An 18,792-nucleotide genomic window follows, 5' to 3' on the forward strand; every position below is an offset into this window, starting at 1 on the left:
GGCTCTTCAACTTTGAGCGTGGCGCGGGTGTTCACGCCGCGATGGGTCGGGGCGCGTAGCCAATGATGCGGCATCGGTAGTTGTCGTGGTTGCGGTACCCCCGTCCGACCCTCTTGATCGTCTTCGCGGTCAGGTTCGCCGCCTCCGTCCTCGCGTTCGTCACCCTGGTTCGGCAGAAGGTGAGCAGCTCCCGCCGCCACGCGCGCAGGGTCCGGAACAGCGCTGCGGGCTCGGGCAGGCGGGTGGCGCGCACGGCGCGCTCGAGGTGGGCCCAGTGCCGCTGGAACGATGACGTGTCAGTGGCGCTGAGAACCTGACGGACGTGCTCCTTGATCCCCCAGGCGACGGCCAGCTCAACGTCCTCGGCGAGGATCTGCTGCAGCTTGGTCCGCTGACGCAGCGTGAGCCGATCACCGGCGCAGGTGAGCAGCTTGCGGTACTTCCACGAGGTGTCGGTGGCCCGGCCGCGGCGCTCGTGCAGCTCCCACACCCGGCGCCGGCGGACCTTGGTGACCATCTCGTTCGCCAGCCGCACCACGTGCCAGTGGTCGACGCTGACCCGGGCGCGCGGTAGTGCCCTGCGGACGGCGGCACGGAACTCGCCGGACATGTCGAGGGCGACGATCTGCACGCGCCGGCGCCACCACCGCGGCCGGGCCGCCAGCCAGGACGTGACGACTTTGCCGCGGCGTCCATCGACGACGTCGAGGATGGCCCCGTCGTCCAGGTTGGTGAACACGATTGACCACGGCTCGACCCGCTTCACGGCCTGGGTGTCGGGATCGCGCAGGTAGCGCACGGTGCGGAATCGGTGCTCATCGATCCCCAGATGCTTGACGTGCCGGCGGTCCACGCCGGTATCCAGGTCCACGGTGCTGGTGAGCATCCGCATTACCGTCGGCCACGACAGGTCCGCCTCGTGCGCGACGCGGGAGACCGCTCGCGGCTCGGCCCGACAGGCGGTGATCACCTGCTCCGCCAGCCGGGTCGTGACCCGGGCCCGGGCGGGCAGCTGCTCGGTCTCCTCGGTGAACGAGCGCCGCGGGCACAGCGGCTCCCGGCAGGCGTAGCGCCGCTTGCGCACGAGCACGTCCAGGGACTCCCCGCCGCACGGGACGTCCTTGACGTGCTGCATGGGTCGAGCCTGGACCCGCGAGGACAGCACCCCGCAGGACGGGCACGCGCCCTCGCTCGTGGTCGTCTCGATCACCACCTGCCGCGCTTGCTCATCGCCGACGGCAGGGCTGGCTGAGACGACTCGGTAGCCGGACAGGTTGAACAGGATCGACGCCGCATCGACGTCGAACGTAGGCTGGTGCACGCTCGCGGTCCTCGCTCATGGGATGTCTAGACAACACCCATGTTGGCGCAGGGCCGCGAGCCCTACCTCAGGGCCCCACCACGCTCAAAGTTGAAGGGCCCCTATCCTGCAAGGACCGTCCCGTGACGGTACTCACCCCCACGGGTCCACCCGTGGGGGTGAGTGCTCGTTCGAGGTGCGCGCCGGCCCCGTGGATGGTCGGCTGGAGGCATGGCAGCCACCAAGAAGTCCACCGGATCCGGGTCCGACCAGCTCACCTTCGACGACCCCACGACCCGCCATCCCGACATCACCCCGCCCAAGCAGGACCAGCCCATGCCGGGCTCGGACAAGGAGCTGGAGCCGCGCACCGACCGTGGCCAGGAGTCCTACCGCGGCACCGGCCGCCTCGAGGGCCGCAAGGCCCTGGTCACCGGCGGCGACTCGGGCATCGGGGCCGCCGTGGCCATCGCCTTCGCGCGTGAGGGCGCCGACGTCGCCATCAACTACCTCCCTGCCGAGGAGGAGGACGCAGCCTGGGTGGCTGGCCTCGTCGAGGCCGAGGGGCGCACCTGCGTGCGCATCCCGCTCGACATCACCGACAAGGAGGCCTCAGAGGAGGTCATCGCCAAGGCGGTCGAGGGCCTGGGCGGTCTGGATGCGCTGGTGATCAACGCCGGCAAGCAGGTCGCCAAGGAGTCGATCGAGGAGATCACCGACGAGCAGTTCGACCTGACGATGAAGACCAACGTCTACGCGATGTTCTGGATGTGCCGCGCCGCCGTGGCCCACCTGCCCGCCGGCTCCACCATCGTGCTGTCCAGCTCGGTCCAGGCCTACAGCCCCAGCGAGACCCTGCTCGACTACGCCATGACCAAGGCCGCGATGAACAACTTCGGCAAGGGCCTGGCCAAGCAGCTCGCGCCCAAGGGCATCCGCGTCAACATCGTCGCGCCCGGCCCCATCTGGACGCCGCTGCAGGTCGTCGAGGGGCAGCCCAAGGACAAGCTGCCCAAGTTCGGCAAGGGCCAGCCTCTCGGCCGCGCCGGTCAGCCCGTCGAGCTCGCCCCCGCCTACGTCTTCCTCACCTCGGCGGAGAGCTCCTACGTGGTCGGGGAGACCCTCAACGTCAACGGCGGTGCCGACTCTCCGTGACCGGCACCTGAGGCACGGGGGAGCCGCCTACCGTCACAATCGGGGTATGCGGTTTCCCCAGCGCCTCGACGACCTCCAGCGCCGTCATCGGTGGCTGGGTTTCCCCGTCGCGGTGATCTACAAGTTCATCGACGACCACGGGGTCTACCTGTCGGTGCTGATCACCTACTACGGCTTCCTGGCGCTCTTCCCGCTCATCCTGCTGCTGACCTCGATCCTGGGCTTCCTGCTCGAGGATGAGCCGGCCTGGCGCGACTGGATCGTGGAGAGCGCGGTCAGCCAGTTCCCGGTGATCGGCAACCAGATCAGCCAGGAGGGGCTGGGCGGCAGCACCTCGGCCCTGGTCGTCGGCGTCGTCGTGGCGGTCTGGGGCGCCATCCGCGCCTCGCAGGCGACCCTGCACATGATGAACATCGCCTGGGCCGTGCCCCGGCACCAGCGGCCCGACCCGCTGCGCTCGCCGATCCGCTCCCTGCCGCTGATCGCCGTGGCCGGCCTGATGCTGCTGGGCACGACCGTGGTCACCGTGCTGGCGACGAACTCATGGGCCTACAGCGCGGGCTTCCAGAAGATGGTGCCCGGGCTCGTCGTGGTGGGCAGCTTCCTGACGGCCTGGCTGGTCTTCAGCCTGGGCATGTGGCTGGGCACCTCCTACCCGGTCGCGTGGCGACAGGTCCTCCCCGGGGCCTTCGTGGCGGCGCTCGGCTGGCTGCTGCTGCAGAGGTTCGGGATCACCTACGCCAACCAGATCGTCAACCGTGCCGGTGACACCTACGGTGTCTTCGCCTTCGTGCTCGGGCTCCTCGGGTTCATCTTCATCGCCGCCCAGGTCGTGGTGCTGGCCGTGGAGATCAACGTGGTCCGGGTCAAGAGGTTGTGGCCGCGCGCCCTGCTCGGGCCGTTCACCAGCTCGGTTCCGCTGACCCCCGCGGACGTCCGCACCTACAGCGAGGCGGCCGCGGCCACGGTGATCAAGGACTACCAGGACGTCGAGGTGCGGTTCGACCAGCCGGTGTCACGACGCATCCCCGTCCCGAAGCCCGACCCCGAGCAGAGCCCCCACCACGACTGACCGGCGACACGCTCTGCGCCCCACCGGGGACACGTTCTGCGTGCGATCGGCGACACGCTCTGCTCCCCACCGGCGACACGGTCTGCCTCCCTACGGGTTTGCTCGCCCACAGCGAGCAAACCCGTAGGGGCTCATCACCGCTGCCCGTCGGCCCCGTCGTCGTGGCCGAACTGCTGGTTCTGGCCCTTGAACGGGTCCTGCCCCGGGGGAGGAGTCTGGCCCGACCCGTAGCCCTGCCCGGAGCCGGACGGGGGCGGGGGAGCGGCATACGGATCGGAGGGGTTGCCGGAGGGCGCGGGCGGGTAGGGCGGGTTCTGGTCCGAGCCGGTCCCGTAACCACCCTGCTGGGGGTAGCCGCCCTGCTGGGGATAGCCCGAGCCCTGGTAGCCGGAGCCGGAGGTGGGGTAGCCGGTTGAGTAGCCCGAGCCGGAGGTGGGATAACCACCGGGGTAGCCGGGGGAGGCCGGCTGGCGGGCGGCGCGGCCGTCCTTGCTGCGGCCGACCAGCCACATGATCAGCCCGATGACGGTGAGCAGGCCGAGGGGCAGCAGGGCCAGCAGACCCAGCCCGATGGCCGCGATGCTGGCGAAGGCGCCCGCATCGACCGGGCCGCTGACCTGGGCCTGGCCGCCGGTGCACTCGATGACGTGGTCACCGGCCTCGGTGGCGGTGACAGCGCCCACGACGCGGTAGGAGCCGCCCTCCCCGGCGGCGTCCTCGAGCGCAGGGTCGGACTCGATCGGCACCTGCTCGCCGTCGGGCGCGGTGACCGTGCAGCTGGGCGACTGGCCGGACTCGGCCAGGATCAGGCGTGCAGACCCGGTCTCCATCGGCAGCGTGGTCGAGCCGTCGACGGTCGTGAGATTGCGGGTCATCTCCTCGTAGGTCTTGACCGCCTGGGTGCCGCCCCAGATCATCGCGCCCACCGCGATGAGGGACAGGACCAGGCCGATGATGAACATCCACCAGCCCGCACGGCGCAGTCCGCCCTTGGCGGGAGGTCCGGACGGAGCGGCGGGCGTGGAGCCGTAGGCATAGTTGCTGGGCGTGCTCATGGGATCACCGTATGCCCTCGGCCGCCGAACGGCGCTCCTGGACCAGCTCCTTGGTCAGCGAGGAGTTGATGGCCACGGCCGCCTTCAGGCCCTGGGCGGCGGCGTCGACCACCTGGGCGTTGGTGTCGCGGACGTTGCCGGCGACCCACACCCCCTCGACGTCGGTGCCGCCCGCGTCGTCGGTGGGGACCACGATGCCGCGCTCGTCGGCCTCCTCGCGCACCACCACCCCCAGCTGCTCCAGCAGGTCGTGCCGGGGATGGACGGTCGGGCACACGTGCAGCTCGTCCAGACCGACCTCGGTCCCGTCCTCCAGGCGGACCCCGACCAGGCGCTCGCCGTCGTCACCACCGGCGATCGTGGCGACGACCCGGCCCGTGACGACCTCGATGTCGCGGGCGCGGAGCCCGACCAGGTCCTCCTCGGTCGGCTCGACCACGTCGTGGGCCAGCAGCACGACGCGCTCCGCCCACTGCAGGAGCAGATGCGCCTCGTCGATCGACCCCTTGCCCGCGGCCAGGACGCCCACGAGCGCGTGCTCGGGGATCACCACCCCGTGGCAGTAGGGGCAGTGGAAGACCTCGTGCCCCCACCAGCGCTCCAACCCCTCGACGTCCGGCAGCTCGTCGCGCAGGCCGGTCGCGACCAGCAGCCGGCGGGTGAGGACCTCGGAGCCGTCGGACAGGGAGAGCCGGAAGCGCGGCATACCCTCCTCGCCGAAGGCCTGGACCGTCTCCACCCGCCCGGCGCGGATCGTCCCGCCCACCCCCTCGACCTCCGCGCGGCCGGCGGCGAGCAGGTCGGCGGGATTCATCCCGTCGCGCCCCAGGTAGCCGTGCAGGTGGTCGTCGAAGCGGTTGCGGGGCTCCTGCCCGTCGACGACGAGCACCCCGCAGCGTGCCTGGGCGAGGATCAGGGCGGCGGACAGTCCTGCCGCACCGCCACCGACGATGACGACGTCCCAGAGATCGTGGCTCACCCGCCCAAGCCTAGGAGCGCGGCGGTCCCGCCTCCACGCGAGCGGGCATCTTCTAGGGTGAGGCCTCGTGGGAGAAGTTCTGGGCGGACGCTACGAGCTCGTGGACCCGCTCGGCGAGGGCGGGGCGGGCGTCGTCTGGCGCGCCTGGGACCACCGGGAGGCGCGGTACGTGGCGGCGAAGGTCATGCGCCAGGCCGATGCGGCCTCGCTGCTGCGGTTCGTCCGGGAGCAGGCCGTGCGGGTCGAGCACCCCCACGTGCTCACGCCGCTGGGCTGGGCGGGCGAGGACGAGCGGGTCCTCTTCACGATGCCCATCGTGCGCGGCGGGTCCGCGGCCACGCTCGTGGGCGACCACGGACCGTTGTCGCCCACGTGGGTGGCGGTGCTGCTCGACCAGCTGCTGCTCGCCCTGGAGCGGATCCACGGCGAAGGCCTGGTCCACCGCGACGTCAAGCCGGCCAACCTGCTGCTGGACGCGACGGGGCGTGACTACCCGCGCATGCGGCTGGCCGACTTCGGGATCGCCACGACGCTCGACCAGCCTCGCCTCACCCATGTCTCCCACGTCGTGGGCACGGTCGGGTATGCGGCTCCAGAAACCTTCTCCCCGGGCTGGGACCCTGACCCGCGCGCCGACCTCTTCGCGGCCGGGATGACGGCGTCAGAGCTGCTGCTGGGGGAGCGTCCCGACACGGTCGGCGACCTGGCCGTCGCGCTCGTGCGCGCCGAGGCGCCGGTGCAGCTCTCCGCACTGCTGCTCGACCTGAGCTCGAGGGACCCCGACGACCGCCCCGCCGACGCGGCCGCGGCGCGGGCCGCCCTGCACCGGACCGGCCTGGTCGGGGAGGGGACGACCTGGGACGCGGGGGAGGTCGAGGTCTTCGACCAGGTGCCGCCCCTTCCCCCGGGCTGGGACGAGGAGGGGCCCGCCGGATCTGCCGGGGCTGTCGTGTCCGATGACAGGGCGCGCGAGAACCTGGCCGCACCGGACGCGGAGGAGGCCGGGGACGTGCAGAGCCCCGCCCGCGCCTCGGGGGCGTGGGCGGGGCCTGCGCTGCTGGTGCTCGGGCTCGCCCTCATCCTGCTGGCGACCCTGATCGCGATCCTCTGAGGGACCCTCTGCCGGGAGCTCGGGCCGGTGGCTCAGGCCTAGCGGCGACCGAGGAGGACCGCGCCGGCGGCACCCAGCAGGACTCCCAGACCGCCCAGCACCCAGACCACGGGGGAGATGCCCTCGTCCTGCGATCCGTCGCCGGTGCCGTCGGCGGCATTGCCGGCGGTCGTGCCCTCTCCGGAGGTCGGCTCCGTGGTCTGCCCGACGTCGGCCGCCGGGGCCTCGGTCTCGGCGGCGTCGTCGACCGCCGGGCTCGCCCCTGAGTCGTTGCCCTGGCCGTTGGTGCCCTGGCCGTCGGTGGCCTGCTCGTCGTCCGTCGTGCCCGCCGAGGTGCCGGCCCCGACGAACGTGGGCTCTCCGTCCGGGTCGCCGACGGTGTCGGCGGTGATGGTGAAGCCCAGCGGGATGGGCTCCTCCCGCGACGAGCTGAGGCTCACGGCCACCACATAGTCGCCGGCGACCGTGGGGTCGTCAGCCGGGTGGCGGTTGGACCACCTGACCTCGGGCATCACCGCGGCCGCACGACCCGCCTCGGCCCCCGAGAGCACGGCCCGCTCGTTGGCGCCCGTCTCGGCCAGCACGTCATGGACCTCGGCCCGCTGCGGGGAGTAGATGGCGATGTCGAGCACGTCGGAGCTGGGGCCCATGAGCTCGGCCAGGGCCTTGTCGGGCACGGGGCTCTCGGCGATCGCCTCCAGCCCCTGCCCGTAGTCGACCGGCACCCGGAAGAAGGCGATCTCACCGGGGAGCAGGTCGGACCCGTAGGTCTTGCCCGGCTCGATGGGTGCCGCGTCGTGGAAGGAGGCACCGCCGACGATCTCCTCCGAGACCGTGCCCGGCTCGAGGCCCGACCACTCGGGATCGGGGGCCTCACCGGGGAGCAGCTCCTCGTCCTGGGCCGGCCCCAGCTCCTCGACCCTCAGCTCGATGGGCTGGTCCAGGATCTGCTTCGACCCGCCCTGTGCCTCGATCGAGGCGATGATGGTCTCCGCCTCCGCGCACCCGTCGTCGGCGTAGTCCGCAGAGCTCGTCCCGGCCGAGCCGAAGGAGTTGCTCATGCCCCCGCTCCACACCATCCCCGTCGTCATCGCGCAGGTCTGCCCGTCCGGGGTCTCCAGGCGCAGGTTGATCGCCGAGAGCCCTGCGGGGCGGGAGGGGCGCATGGTCGCTCCCACGTAGATCCGTGAGCCGGGGACGGTCCGCTCGACGGCGTAGTGCTTGCGCACCCTCTCCCGGTTCGCGATCGTGTCGGTCCACATGCCCGGACCGATCTGCGGGGCGTCCGCGACATCGCGGCTGCCTTCGACGGGCGTGCCCGAGATCGAGAAGGGGCGGAAGGCGCGGGTGGAGATCCTGGTCAGGGCGGTGGTGAGGGTCTCCGCGTCGTCGGCGTCGAAGTAGGTGCCGCCGGCGTTCTCGGCGATGCACTGAAGCTGGGTCCTGGTGGCCTCGTCGGCACCGAGGCCGACGGTGTGGACCACCAGGTCGAGGCCATCCTCGGTGAGCTGCTCGGCGACCTCGCAGGGGTCGGGGTCGCAGGTGGCGATCCCGTCGGAGACGAGCAGGATCGTCCGGTTGCCCTCGTCGCCCAGGTCCTCGGCCGCCTCCTGGAGGGCGTGGGCGATGGGCGTCTCGCCCAGGGGCATGTAGTCCTCGACCCCCTGGAGCAGCTCGTCGGCGTTGTCGGTGCCGATCGGGACGGCCAGCTCGGAGTCGGTGCACTTGTCGGCCATGGGTCGGTCCAGCGGCACCGAACCGCCGAAGACGCGCAGGCCCACGGACTGCCCCGGGTCCAGGTCGCCGATCACCACCTCCAGAGCAGTCTTGGCCGCCTCGATCTTGGGGGCACCGGTCCCGTCGGCGTCCTCCATGGACCGGGAGGCGTCCAGCAGCAGGAGGAGCTGCCCGTCCTCGGACCCGGACTCTTCCGCCTGGCCGGCCACCGCGGCGGAGGCGCTCGCGGTCAGCAGGGCCATGGCCGCCAGCGCCGCGAACACGCGTCGATGGGGCGTGGTGCGGGTGGGTGCTCTCATGGTCGTTCTTCCCCTCGTCGAACAGGTCAGGTACATTTGCGATAGCAAATCTAGAGTGTTTGCAATCGCAAAGTCAAGTGGATGGGTGTCAGGTGGACGAGATCGAGCGCAACATCGCCGAGCAGGTCGCTGTCTACGGCGAGCCACTGGCCGACGTATTCGGCCGGCTGACCCGCGGGCTCGGCCTCAACCAGGCCGGGCTGGCCAAGGTGCTGGGGATCTCCCCGCCGATGCTGTCCCAGCTCGGGTCCGGTCGCCGGATCAAGATCGGCAACCCCGCCGTCATGCGCCGCCTGGAGGAGGTGCGCGACCTGTTGACGGCGGTGGAGGAGGGGAAGGTGGGCGAGCACGGCATACCCGGGAGGCTGGAGCAGATCCGGGAGTCGGTGGGTGGCTGGACCACGACCCGGCACGAGCTGTCCGCGGACACCGGCGAGGCAGCCGCGCACCAGGCGCTGCGGTCGGCCGCCACCCCCGCCGAGCTCGCCGACGCGGCCGGTCTGCTGGCACCGCACCATCCCAAGCTCGCCGATCTGCTGCGCGCCGCCGCCGGGCTTCAGCGGTAGGTGTCGCTGCGGGCGGCCTGGTGGTCGCCGTCGTCGTCCGGGCGGTGGACCAGCTCCTCGTCCTCGTCGACGAAGATCAGCGCGCCGGAGGCGACCAGCTCGGAGATCTCCTCCTCGGTGAGCGCGTTGAGCTCCTCGTCGCTCAGCTCGACGAAGCCGTCGTCGTCCAGGTCCTCGTAGCCGTGACCGACCTCCTGGTCGAGGTCCCCGGCGGTCTCCTCGGCGGGACCCTGCTCGTCGGGACCCTGCTCGTCGGGGCCCTGCTCGTCGGCAGGCCGGGGCGTGCCCTCCTCCCACCACTTCTCGGCACCCTGCTCCGGTGGGAGCGCCCCGTCGTCAAGGTCGTCGTCCTCGGGCTCGTCCGCACCGCGACGCATCAGCAGGCTCAGGATCGCTCCCAGCAGCAGCAGGGTCGCGCCGGCGAAGACGCCGAGGCTGCCCAGCGCGAGCGCGCCGAGACGGGCGAGCGCGGAGGCGGCCCCGACCTCAGGCGCGACGACCACGCCCAGGCCGGTGCAGCTGATCTCGTGGGTGCCCGTCGCCGTGGCGCGGAAGTCGCCGACCACCTGGAAGCGCGCGAGCGCCAGGTCGATCCCGATCCTCTTGTCCTCGTCCTTGAGGTGGTTGACCGGCACCGCCGCCCCAGGGCCCTGGACGGTGCAGGTGATGTTCTCCACCGGGGTCGGCACCTGCTCGCCCGGGGTGATCAGGCCACCGGTGACGTAGAGCGTGCGCTCGTCGCCTGCGGTCAGCTCGACAGAGCCCACGCCGTCGAGCAGCTCGGCGGAGTGGGTGCGCAGGTTGTCCAGCAGGTTGCGGGTCGTCAGGCCACCGATGAGGGTGAGGACCAGGGCGATGGCCAGGAGCAGACCGCCGACACGGACGAGTTTGCGGCCCGCACGGCGCAGCCGGCCCCGTCGGGCCCCGGGCTCGGGATCGGGCTCGACGTCGGGGTCGGCCTCGGGCTCGGGGTAGGCGTCGGACATGTCCCCGACTCTAAGCCGTTCGGGCCTCTCGGCGGGCCTGGAGCGGGCGCGTGGCGCGCCGGGGTCAGCCCTGTCCCTGCTCCTCGGAGGCCGTCGCCGGGCGCAGCACCATGCGGGTCCACGCTCCCACGTAGATCCGGTCGTGCAGGTCCAGCTCGACCCGCTGACCAGGGGGGATGGGCGCCTGCGGGAGATCCTCGCCGACCGTGCCGACGAAGGTGCCGTTGCTGCTGCCCAGGTCCTCAATCCACCACCGCTGCCCGTCGCTGCTGAGCTGCGCGTGCCTCCGGGAGACGGCCGAGTCGCTGCCGGCGTCGACCTCGGGGCGCACGCCCAGGCTGCCGGACGGGCGCCCCACCAGAGCGGTGCTGCGGTGCAGCAGCACGATGTCGGGCAGGCCGGCGCTGGGGCAGGCCTCGTCGGTCTGCTGGACGGCATACCAGTCGGGGTCCACCCACAGCTCGACCACCCAGGTCTTCGACAGGGCACGGGAGGGCGGGGTATGCCGTGGCTTGCCCTTGGTCGACGCGCTCACCGGCGCGGGGGTCGGCTCGGGCTCGGTGACATCGGGTTCCGGCTTCGGCTGCTCTAGCTCGGGTTCAGGCTCCGGCTCGGGCTCCCCTGCTGGCTCCTCTGCGACCGGCTCTTCCTCAACCGGTTCCTCTTCCGCAGGATCTTCCTCGACAGGATCTTCCTCAACAGGCCTCTCGTCGGCGGGCTCATCCTCGACGACGGCCTCCACGTCCTCGTCGCCCTCGTCCGTGGCGGAGGGTGCCGACCCCATCGGCGGGGTGCCCGTGGTGAAGTCGTAGCCGCACTCCTCGCAGAAGAGCGCGTCCTGGACGTTCAGGCCGCCGCAGTGGGGGCAGGTGAGCGGCTCGGCCGCCGGCTCGGGGGAGGCGGGAGCGGGAGAGGGTGAGGAGTGCGGCATACCCTGAGCGTCGGAGCCGACCGCCCCCGGAGCCGAGGGTGCGCCGATGGGCGCACCACAGGTGTCGCAGTAGTCCGTCGACTCGCTGCGGTGGCCCTCGGGACAGACCGCGCTCACGTCGGGCGCACCCGCGTGGTCTTCGTCGAGGCGGTGTCGAGCTCCATCTCGTCGAGCTTGTCGACGTTGCGGCGCAGACGGACCCGACCGGTGGCGGCGTCCTCGATGTCCACGACGCGCGACAGGCGGGAGGTCGCGGCGTCGTCGCCGGTCTCCTGGGCGAGCTGGACGGCGCGCCCGAGCTTGGAGGTCGCCGTGGCGTCGTCACCGATGGCCTTGGCGCGCAGGCCGTCCTGGATCGCCGAGGCCAGCTCGGTCTGCCCGGTGTAGTGCGCGACCTCCGGGCTGATCTGGGCGGTCAGCAGGCTGTCGCCGGACCAGCGCGCCTTGACCAGGCCCTGGGTGACGACCTGGCCGCCGACGGTCAGCTGCACGCGGGAGGCGAGCTGCTCCTGACCGACCGCCTTGGGGGCGAGGCGCACGGCGACGTGGTAGTCGCGGGTCTCGTCGCCCCAGGCGCCCAGGTCGTAGCCGCCCGTCAGCGGGTTGACGTCGACCCGCCGCGAGGACAGGTCCTCCAGCGTGGGGGAGACCTGCTTGACGAAGAGCACCTCGGCACCCTGCGGCGCCCAGACGCGCAGCTGAGTGTCGGAGACCCCGCGGCCCATCGACTGCTGCATGAGCTGGGCGAAGTCCTGAGGCAGCCCGTCCCAGGTGCGGATGAGCTCCACGGTGCCCATCAGCGCCTCGGCGATACGCCGCACCTCGGCGACCTGCCAGGCGGCGCCCAGGCCACGGCAGTCGGCCTGGAAACGTCCTCTGACCTGCTCGATCGCCCAGGACAGCTCGTCGGGGGTCTCGTGCTGGTTGGCGCCGTCGGTGAGCAGGATGGCGTGCCTCTTGACCAGGCTCGGCACGGTGCCGAAGAGCTGTCCGGCGGCCAGCAGCCACCGGCCCATCGCGGTGCCGCCGCCGGGCGCCAGGCGCTGCAGCGAGCGCTTGGCCTCCAGCCGGGTCTGCGGCGACATGCGGGCCATCGCGGCCTGCGTCCCGTTGGGATAGCACAGCGCCGCCTCGTGGTTGCCCGCGACGATCGCGAACCACACGCCGTCGACGATCTGGTCGAGGGCGGCCGAGGCCGCGTAGGCCGCCGCCTGCACGCCCTGCACGTCCATCGAGCCGGACACGTCGACGATGATGATCTCGCCGGCCTCGCCGGAGGCTGAGCTCATCGGCGCGACGGTGCCGGCCCCGGTGCAGGTCACCGAGACGATCGCGTGGACGTCGGTGCCGCCGTCGGGCAGGAACTCGTTCTGGTGGACCGTCGCCGTGAAGTCAGCCATGCGACCCATCCTGCCCCGCGCCACCGACAGCTCGCTCCTCGGGTCGCGTGGTCGGCGGCTGGGCCTCCTGCGGGTATGTGGCAGCTCCCGATCGTAGGAGCGCCACCGTGATGTTGTCCGCGCCTCCGCGTCCCTTGGCCCAGTCGACGAGGGCCTGGGCGAGGGCGAGGGGGTCGGCGCCGCCGGTCGCCTGCCCATCGCGGGTCTCCAGCTCGAGGCGCTGGGCCTCCTGCCGGAGGACGGCGCGCAGGTCGGCCGGGTCGGAGGCGTAGTTCCACAGCCCGTCGCTGCACAGCATCAGCCAGCCCGGGGCGGAGACGTCCTGGCTGCTGATGGAGGGCGTGTGGTCGGGGGAGTCCGGTCCCAGCCAGCGGGTGATGGTGTGCGCCAGGGGGCCGGCCTCGGCGGTGGCCCGGTCGACCCCGGAGTCCACCTGCTCCTCGGCCATCGAGTCGTCCCGGGTCAGCCGGCGCGCCTCGCCCTCGTCGGGCAGCCAGTAGCCCCGGCTGTCGCCGACGTTGCCGACCGTGGCCGTGCCGTCCTCGACGACCGCCGCGACGAACGTGCACGAGGGGGCGGCGTCGGGGAAGTCCTCGCCCACCTGGTCGACCGCTCCCGCCGCGGCGTCCGCGGCGCGGGCCAGCCGGTCGGCGGGGTCATCGTCGCTGGTCGAGAGCACCTCCAGCGCGGCGTAGGACGCGGCCAGGCTGGCCTCCGCAGACCGGGTCGCGGTGGTCACGCCGTCGCAGACCACCAGGGCCGCGCGGTGGCCGCCCTCGGCGGTGGTCTCGCCCCAGACCGCGCCGGCGTCCTCGTTGGACTCGTGCCGGATGCCACGGTCGCAGACCATCGCGACGCGCTCGTCGGCCTGGGCCGAGAAGTGGTGGCGCGGGTCCGGACGGCGCTCGCCGCACTCGGTGCACCAGCCGTCCTCGTCGAACTTGCCGCCGCACGCGCAGGTGCCGTGGTCGACCTCCTCGACCGGCTCCGGCTCCTCCATCGGGGGCAGCTCGCCGTCCAGGACCAGGAGCGGCTTGGGCAGCGGGGGCGGGCCGTCGGCGAACGGCTCGGGCTCTTCATCGGGCTCGGGCTGGTCGGAGGTGGGCAGCTCGGAGTCGGCCGGGTCCGGGGGCTCCAGCGGCACGATCTCCTGCTCGGGCTGCTCGGGCTCCCTCGGGTCGACGGTCTCGTCGGGGTCGGGCTGCTCGGGGTCGGGCGTCTGGTCGGGGGTCTGCGTCATGTCCAGCTCCAGGGTCGGACGGCGTTGGCCCGGTCGATGAGGGCGGCCCGCTCGAGGGGGTCGGGGGTGTAGTCGGCCAGGACGCGATACTCCTTCTCCACCGCTTTGCGAAGGTCGTCCTGGGTGACGGGCACCTCACCGAGGCGCCAGTCCTTCTTCTCTCCGTGCTTGCCCACCTGCTCCAGGGCCTGCTCGTAGATCGTGGCGTTGAACTGGGCCCGCTGGCGCGGGTCCAGGGTCAGGCGCGAGACCGCGTGGACGGACTCGCGCAGGTCGGCCAGCGTCCCGCGGGCCCGCAGCATCTCGGCCCGCAGCCAGCGGGCCAGCGGGTGGGCCCGGCTGCTCGCCGGGACCGAGTCCAGGGCCGCGATCGCACCCTCCTCGTCCCCCCGGCCGCGCCGGACGCGGTGCAGCCCGAAGGCGGCGGGAGCCACATACGCCGCGTCCGTGCGCCAGGCGCGCTCGTAGTCCAGCTCGGCCGCCTTGCTGTAGTTGCCCAGCTCGCTGGCCAGCGCCAGCGCCAGCCGCGGCGCGATCTCCCCGGGCAGGGCGTCGCGCACGGCGGCGAAGTGACCGGCCGCCAGCTGTCCCTGCTGCACCCGGCGTGCTCGCGAGGCCTCGTCGTCGCCGGAGGCCAGGGACAGCGCCCACAGGCCCCGCACCCAGGACGCGCGCCAGTCCCACGGGTCCTCGGCCAGCAGCCCGCGCACGGCCTGGTCGACCCAGGCCTCCTGGCCCATCTGGATGCCGGTGCGGGCGCGGGCCAGCAGCACCTCGGGTGTCTGCTCGGCCGCCTTCAGCAACCCCTGGTGGCGCGCCATCGGCTCGTCGGGCAGGGAGGAGAGCCAGTCCAGCATCGGGTCGGTGTCGTCCCGCTTGAGGTCGGGCAACTCCCACCACGACAGCGTCTCGCCGGTGGAGACCGGCTGCTCGAAGGCGGCCGAGTGCGCCGACAACGTCGCCGCGTGGTCGCTGCTGGCGGCCACGACCTGCCGGAGCACGCCGATCATCTGCGAGCGCAGCTCGTCGATGGTCAGGAAGCGGTCGTTGGGGTCGGGGGCGCAGCACCGGGCCACGAGCCGGAAGAAGGCGTCGTGCTCCACGAACGGCGGCACCTGGCTCGCCGGGGGGAGGGAATCCACATACTCGGACTGGTAGCCGCGGAACTCGAAGGTGAGCACGCACAGCGTGCGCCCGATCGTGTAGATGTCGGAGGCCACCGAGGGGCCGACCTCGGCCACCTCCGGCGCCTGGTAGCCGACCGTGCCGTAGATCGGGCTGTCGAGGTCGTCCTGGCGACGCACGCCACCGAGGTCGATGAGCTTGACCGCGTCGCCCTCCTGGATGAGGTTGTCGGGCTTGAAGTCGCAGTAGAGCAGCCCCAGGTCGTGCAGGTGGCTGAAGGCCGGCAGGGTCTCCAGGACGAAGGCCAGCGCCTGGTCGACGGGGAAGGGGTTGTAGCGCCCGCCGGCCGCGGCCAGCCTGGCCTTGAGCATCTGCTTGAGGCTGGTGCCGCCGACGTACTCCATCACCGTGTAGGCGTCGCCGTCGTGGGTGACGACGTTGTAGATCTCCACGATGAGCGGGTGCTTGACCTGCGCCAGGAACTGCTGCTCGGCGACCGCGGCCTCCAGAGCGTCGGCGTCGCCGGTGTTGAGCAGGCCCTTGAGCACGACCCAGCGGTCGGAGACGTTCTTGTCGCGGGCCAGGTAGATCCAGCCCATCCCGCCGTGGGCGAGGGCGCCGACGACCTCGTACTGCCCCGCCACCAGGTCGCCCGGGGACAGCTTGGGGGTGAAGGAGTAGGGCGCGCGGCACTGCGGGCAGAAGCCCTGCTGCCGCCCGCCGGCCTCGCCGGCCGAGCGGCCCACGTCGGCGCCGCAGTTGGGGCAGACCCGCCGGTCCTCGGGGACCTGCGGGTCCTCCATGACGGCCTGGGTCGGGTCGGCCGGCGGGACCGGCGGCACCTGGGTCAGACCCATGCCCAGCTTGGAGCGGCGCACGCCGGCCAGGGCCCGCTGACGGCGGACGACGGCGGCGCGCAGGGCCTCACGGGTCTGGCCGGGGGCGGGGGTGGCGACCTGCGGGGCGGCCGAGGCCGCGGATCCTGCGGGTATGCCATCGCTCCCGGCTCCCTGTCCCTCACCTGCGCGCCCCTCACCTGCGCGTCCCCGACCTGCGGCGGTGCTCGGGTCGGCGGCGGGCGCGGCCACTGGTTCTGGCGCGGGAGGTGCTGCCACCGGGGCCTGCGAGGGCTCGGGCGAGCCGCAGACGTTGCACCAGCCGTCCTCGTAGGAGCCGGTGCAGCCTGGCTCGACGCAGCGGTTCATCGGGCGTCTCCCTTCGAGGGGTCGGCGGTCGAGCCGGTCGGTGCGGGGTCGACGGTGATGCCCATCGTGCGGGCGAACGACTGCTGGGCCTGGACCAGGGCCTCCAGCTGGGTGAGGTCGGTCGGTTCGTCGGCGATGAGGCGCTCGGTCTGCTGGACCAGGGGCACCATGGCGCTGCCCGCGCCGCTGTCCGGGCCCAGGGCCGAGGCGAGGGCCCGGGCCTGCTGGACCAGGTCCTCGCGCCGGGCCAGCGCGGCCGCGTAGGTCGTCTGGGCCATCGTCAGCGCCCGGTCCACCCGTTCCAGGCGGGTCAGGTAGGCGCTGAGCTCGTCGGGGTCCGACGGGATGTCCCCCAGGGCCGTGACGTCGGGGACCCCCAGCGTCGGGGCGGGCTGGACGCGGGCGCGGGCGCGCTCGGCCAGGGCCCGCACCGCCTGCCCGCGGGCGCTGAGCTCGGCGACCTCGCGGGTGGCCTGGGCGTGCTCCACCTTGGCGTGGGCGCGGGCGGAGGCGGCCACGATGAGGTCGCGCTCGGTGGTGGCGGCCTCGGCCTCCAGGGGGCCGAGGAAACCGACGACATCGCCGCCCCGGCGCAGGCGGTCGGCCACGTCCTCGAGCCGGCGCTCCAGCAGCGCGTGGGCCTGCGCGGCGCTCTGGCGACGCTTGGAGGGGATGAGGGCGACCTGGTCGGCGATCCGGGCCAGCTGCTGGCGCAGGGCACCGACCCGCTCGCTGGCGCGGGGGTCGGCCCCGTCGAGGCGCAGGCGGGAGCGCAGCGAGGAGGCCAGGGAGTCCGAGAGGCGGCAGGCCTCGGGGAGGGAGACGGCCAGGGCCTGCCCCGCCCCGCGGGAGCCCGGCTGCTCCAGGCTGCCCCAGATCAGCGTGGTGATGCGGCGGCGATCGCTCTCCTCGACGCGGCCGTTGTCCCAGGTGGCCATGAGCAGCTCGAGCCGGTCCGAGACGGCCTGCCACAGGGTCATCGAGAGCGTGACGTCCGGGGTGACGGCGGCCCGCTCCTGCGGGCTCTCCAGCGCGATCGCCGCCCGGTCGAGGTCCTCCAGCTCCGAGCGCCGTTGACCCTTCCAGGTGATCATCGCGTCCAGGTAGCGCAGCAGCTCCCGGGGCGGCACGTCGGTGCCCAGGGACCCGGGGGCGGTGGGGGAGACCGCATACGTGCTCATCGGGCCTGGTCCTTCGTGGGGCGGGAAGCCTTGTCGCGAGCGTCAGCCTTCTCCCGGCGTGCGGCCAGCGCCGCCCCGGCACCCAGCGACCCGAGTGCGGCGAGCATGCCGAGGCCGCTGCCGTAGAAGGTGAGGTTGCCGTCCAGGCTGCTGCGGGTGAGGGCCTCGTCGACGTCGAGACGGGCCTGCTCGAGCTCCTCGAGCTCGGTGTCCAGCACCGGCTGGGCGGCCTGCACGTAGGGGAGGGCGGCGCTGAAGACCTCTTCGGACCACCAGGCCTCGCGGGAGGGCCCGTCCAGGACCACCTGCCCGAGCGCCTCCTGGGCACGGTGGAAGGTCTCCAGCTCCGGGGTCGGGGTGAGGCCGAGGTCCTCCGCCTCCCAGAAGTCCGGACGGTCGAACCAGGACCCGGACCGCAGACCGAAGGCGACGTTGAGCCGCGTCTCGACGTCACGCACCAGGTCCGAGACCTGGTCCAGGGCCCGCTCGTGGGCCTCGTCCGCCTCGGCGATGGTGCCCGGATCGGGGGCACCGATGATGACGGCCCCGGCCATGAGGGCGGCGAGCACCGCGAGCCCACCGGGCACCACGGCGCCCCCGGCGAAGGCCAGCCAGGCCAGCCCGATGAGCAGCAGCAGCGCGATGCCGGCCAGGGCGTAGGGGACCCAGGTGTCGTCGGTGAGCTCGTCGTGGTGGTCCCGGAGCTGGTAGGTGGTGACCCCGATGCTCGTGCGCGTCCGGATGTCGCCCCACTCCGAGAGGGCACGGATGGGGGAGGTGCTGGGCGCCAGGATGACCGCCATGGAGTCCACCGCGTCCTCCGCGTAGTAGCGGCGGCCGTCAGGCGTCAGCTCCACCGCCTGCTGGATCATCTCCACCGAGACGGGGTCCTGGCCCGGGGACGCGACATGGTTGCCCGCGAGGTGGGAGACGACGTCCTCGTCCAGACGCAGGGCGGCGCGCTGCCAGTGGGCGTAGGCGAACTCCTCGCTGCGGTAGGCCTCGTGCGCGCGGTGGTCGGTGTCGACACCGCTGGCGAAGGCGGCCCCGACGAGGGTCCCGGCGCCGCCGAGCGCGAGGAGCGCGGCCAGCCAGCTGCGGTGGAAGGGCCGCTGGTGGATCGGGACCTTGGGTCTGGCAGGTGTCTTCCGGCCGCCGCCGTGGTTGCGCGACCGCCCGGCGCCTCCCGAGGTCCGGCCGAGGCGCCGCTCCTGGCGGGCCAGCTCGCGCTCGCGGCGGTCGACCTCCAGCTGCTGCTCGCGCAGCTGGCGCTCGACCTCGGCCCGCTTGGCCGCGATCTCCGCCTCGGCCTGCCGCCTGCGCTCGGCGATCTCCCGCTCGGCCTCCGCGGCCCGCCGCGCCAGCTCCTCGGGCGTGGTGTCCTCCACGTCCGGGACGTCGGGGCCCAGCACCAGCATGGGCTCGGTCTCGTCCTTGTCCGTCATCGTTC

Annotated in this window: 15 protein-coding genes; 4 read left to right on the plus strand and 11 right to left on the minus strand. The window is 72.8% G+C overall.

Translation table 11 applies throughout. The features are described from left to right. Positions 1 to 31: 31 nt before the first annotated feature. On the minus strand, positions 32 to 1,321 hold the full coding sequence (locus tag ACTMMA_RS07565) for an ISL3 family transposase (RefSeq protein ID WP_441189508.1): 1,290 nt from the start codon (positions 1,319 to 1,321) through the stop codon (positions 32 to 34). A 210-nt stretch (positions 1,322 to 1,531) separates the two neighbouring features. Between ACTMMA_RS07565 and ACTMMA_RS07570 the strand changes: the two genes are divergently transcribed. Together ACTMMA_RS07570 and ACTMMA_RS07575 are read left to right on the plus strand one after the other, a co-directional pair. Further along, positions 1,532 to 2,455 (plus strand): SDR family oxidoreductase, encoded by a 924-nt coding sequence (locus ACTMMA_RS07570; protein ID WP_441189509.1) that lies wholly within the window; start codon positions 1,532 to 1,534, stop codon positions 2,453 to 2,455. A gap of 46 nt (positions 2,456 to 2,501) precedes the next feature. After that, the gene (locus ACTMMA_RS07575) at positions 2,502 to 3,527 is read left to right on the plus strand and encodes a YihY/virulence factor BrkB family protein (protein WP_441189510.1); all 1,026 of its coding nucleotides are present in this window, start codon (positions 2,502 to 2,504) and stop codon (positions 3,525 to 3,527) included. 134 nt (positions 3,528 to 3,661) lie between these two features. Here the strand turns inward: ACTMMA_RS07575 and ACTMMA_RS07580 are convergent, their stop codons facing one another. After that, complete coding sequence (locus ACTMMA_RS07580) at positions 3,662 to 4,582, minus strand: hypothetical protein (protein ID WP_441189511.1); 921 nt, start codon at positions 4,580 to 4,582, stop codon at positions 3,662 to 3,664. A gap of 4 nt (positions 4,583 to 4,586) precedes the next feature. Continuing rightward, positions 4,587 to 5,561 carry an NAD(P)/FAD-dependent oxidoreductase gene (locus tag ACTMMA_RS07585; protein ID WP_441189512.1) on the minus strand — a complete coding sequence of 325 codons (975 nt, stop codon included), beginning with the start codon at positions 5,559 to 5,561 and terminating at the stop codon, positions 4,587 to 4,589. A gap of 67 nt (positions 5,562 to 5,628) precedes the next feature. Here ACTMMA_RS07585 and ACTMMA_RS07590 point away from each other — a divergent pair, with 67 nt between their 5' ends. Further along, positions 5,629 to 6,672, plus strand: coding sequence for a serine/threonine-protein kinase (locus tag ACTMMA_RS07590; RefSeq protein ID WP_441189513.1), 1,044 nt, complete (start codon positions 5,629 to 5,631; stop codon positions 6,670 to 6,672). Between the two features lie 38 nt (positions 6,673 to 6,710). Here ACTMMA_RS07590 and ACTMMA_RS07595 read toward each other — a convergent pair whose 3' ends face one another. Further along, positions 6,711 to 8,708: a vWA domain-containing protein gene (locus ACTMMA_RS07595; RefSeq protein ID WP_441189514.1), complete on the minus strand. Its 1,998-nt coding sequence runs from the start codon at positions 8,706 to 8,708 to the stop codon at positions 6,711 to 6,713. Between the two features lie 92 nt (positions 8,709 to 8,800). Here ACTMMA_RS07595 and ACTMMA_RS07600 point away from each other — a divergent pair, with 92 nt between their 5' ends. After that, a complete protein-coding gene (locus ACTMMA_RS07600) occupies positions 8,801 to 9,274 on the plus strand; it encodes a helix-turn-helix domain-containing protein (protein ID WP_441189515.1) in 474 nt (157 codons plus the stop codon). Here ACTMMA_RS07600 and ACTMMA_RS07605 read toward each other — a convergent pair. The 7 genes from ACTMMA_RS07605 to ACTMMA_RS07635 all read right to left on the minus strand — a co-directional run bounded on the left by ACTMMA_RS07605 (position 9,265) and on the right by ACTMMA_RS07635 (position 18,787). After that, the gene (locus ACTMMA_RS07605) at positions 9,265 to 10,260 is read right to left on the minus strand and encodes a hypothetical protein (protein ID WP_441189516.1); all 996 of its coding nucleotides are present in this window, start codon (positions 10,258 to 10,260) and stop codon (positions 9,265 to 9,267) included. The two genes, ACTMMA_RS07600 and ACTMMA_RS07605, sit on opposite strands and share 10 nt — an antisense overlap. 64 nt (positions 10,261 to 10,324) lie before the next feature. Beyond that, complete coding sequence (locus tag ACTMMA_RS07610; RefSeq protein ID WP_441189517.1) at positions 10,325 to 11,308, minus strand: double zinc ribbon and FHA domain-containing protein; 984 nt, start codon at positions 11,306 to 11,308, stop codon at positions 10,325 to 10,327. Beyond that, entirely contained in the window at positions 11,305 to 12,591 is a 1,287-nt protein-coding gene (locus tag ACTMMA_RS07615) for a vWA domain-containing protein (RefSeq protein ID WP_441189518.1), read from the minus strand. The genes ACTMMA_RS07610 and ACTMMA_RS07615 overlap by 4 nt, the downstream gene beginning before the upstream one ends. After that, positions 12,584 to 13,831, minus strand: coding sequence for a PP2C family protein-serine/threonine phosphatase (locus ACTMMA_RS07620; RefSeq protein WP_441189519.1), 1,248 nt, complete (start codon positions 13,829 to 13,831; stop codon positions 12,584 to 12,586). Before ACTMMA_RS07620 ends, ACTMMA_RS07615 begins: the two co-directional genes overlap by 8 nt. Beyond that, positions 13,828 to 16,161, minus strand: coding sequence for a serine/threonine-protein kinase (locus ACTMMA_RS07625; RefSeq protein ID WP_441189520.1), 2,334 nt, complete (start codon positions 16,159 to 16,161; stop codon positions 13,828 to 13,830). Before ACTMMA_RS07625 ends, ACTMMA_RS07620 begins: the two co-directional genes overlap by 4 nt. Then, complete coding sequence (locus ACTMMA_RS07630; protein ID WP_441189521.1) at positions 16,158 to 17,342, minus strand: coiled-coil domain-containing protein; 1,185 nt, start codon at positions 17,340 to 17,342, stop codon at positions 16,158 to 16,160. The genes ACTMMA_RS07625 and ACTMMA_RS07630 overlap by 4 nt, the downstream gene beginning before the upstream one ends. Beyond that, positions 17,339 to 18,787, minus strand: a complete 1,449-nt coding sequence (locus ACTMMA_RS07635; RefSeq protein WP_441189522.1) for a hypothetical protein — start codon at positions 18,785 to 18,787, stop codon at positions 17,339 to 17,341. Before ACTMMA_RS07635 ends, ACTMMA_RS07630 begins: the two co-directional genes overlap by 4 nt. Positions 18,788 to 18,792: the final 5 nt, after the last annotated feature.

The organism is Ornithinimicrobium panacihumi, from assembly GCF_052073805.1.
GTDB classification, from domain to species: Bacteria; Actinomycetota; Actinomycetes; order Actinomycetales; family Dermatophilaceae; genus Ornithinicoccus; species Ornithinicoccus panacihumi.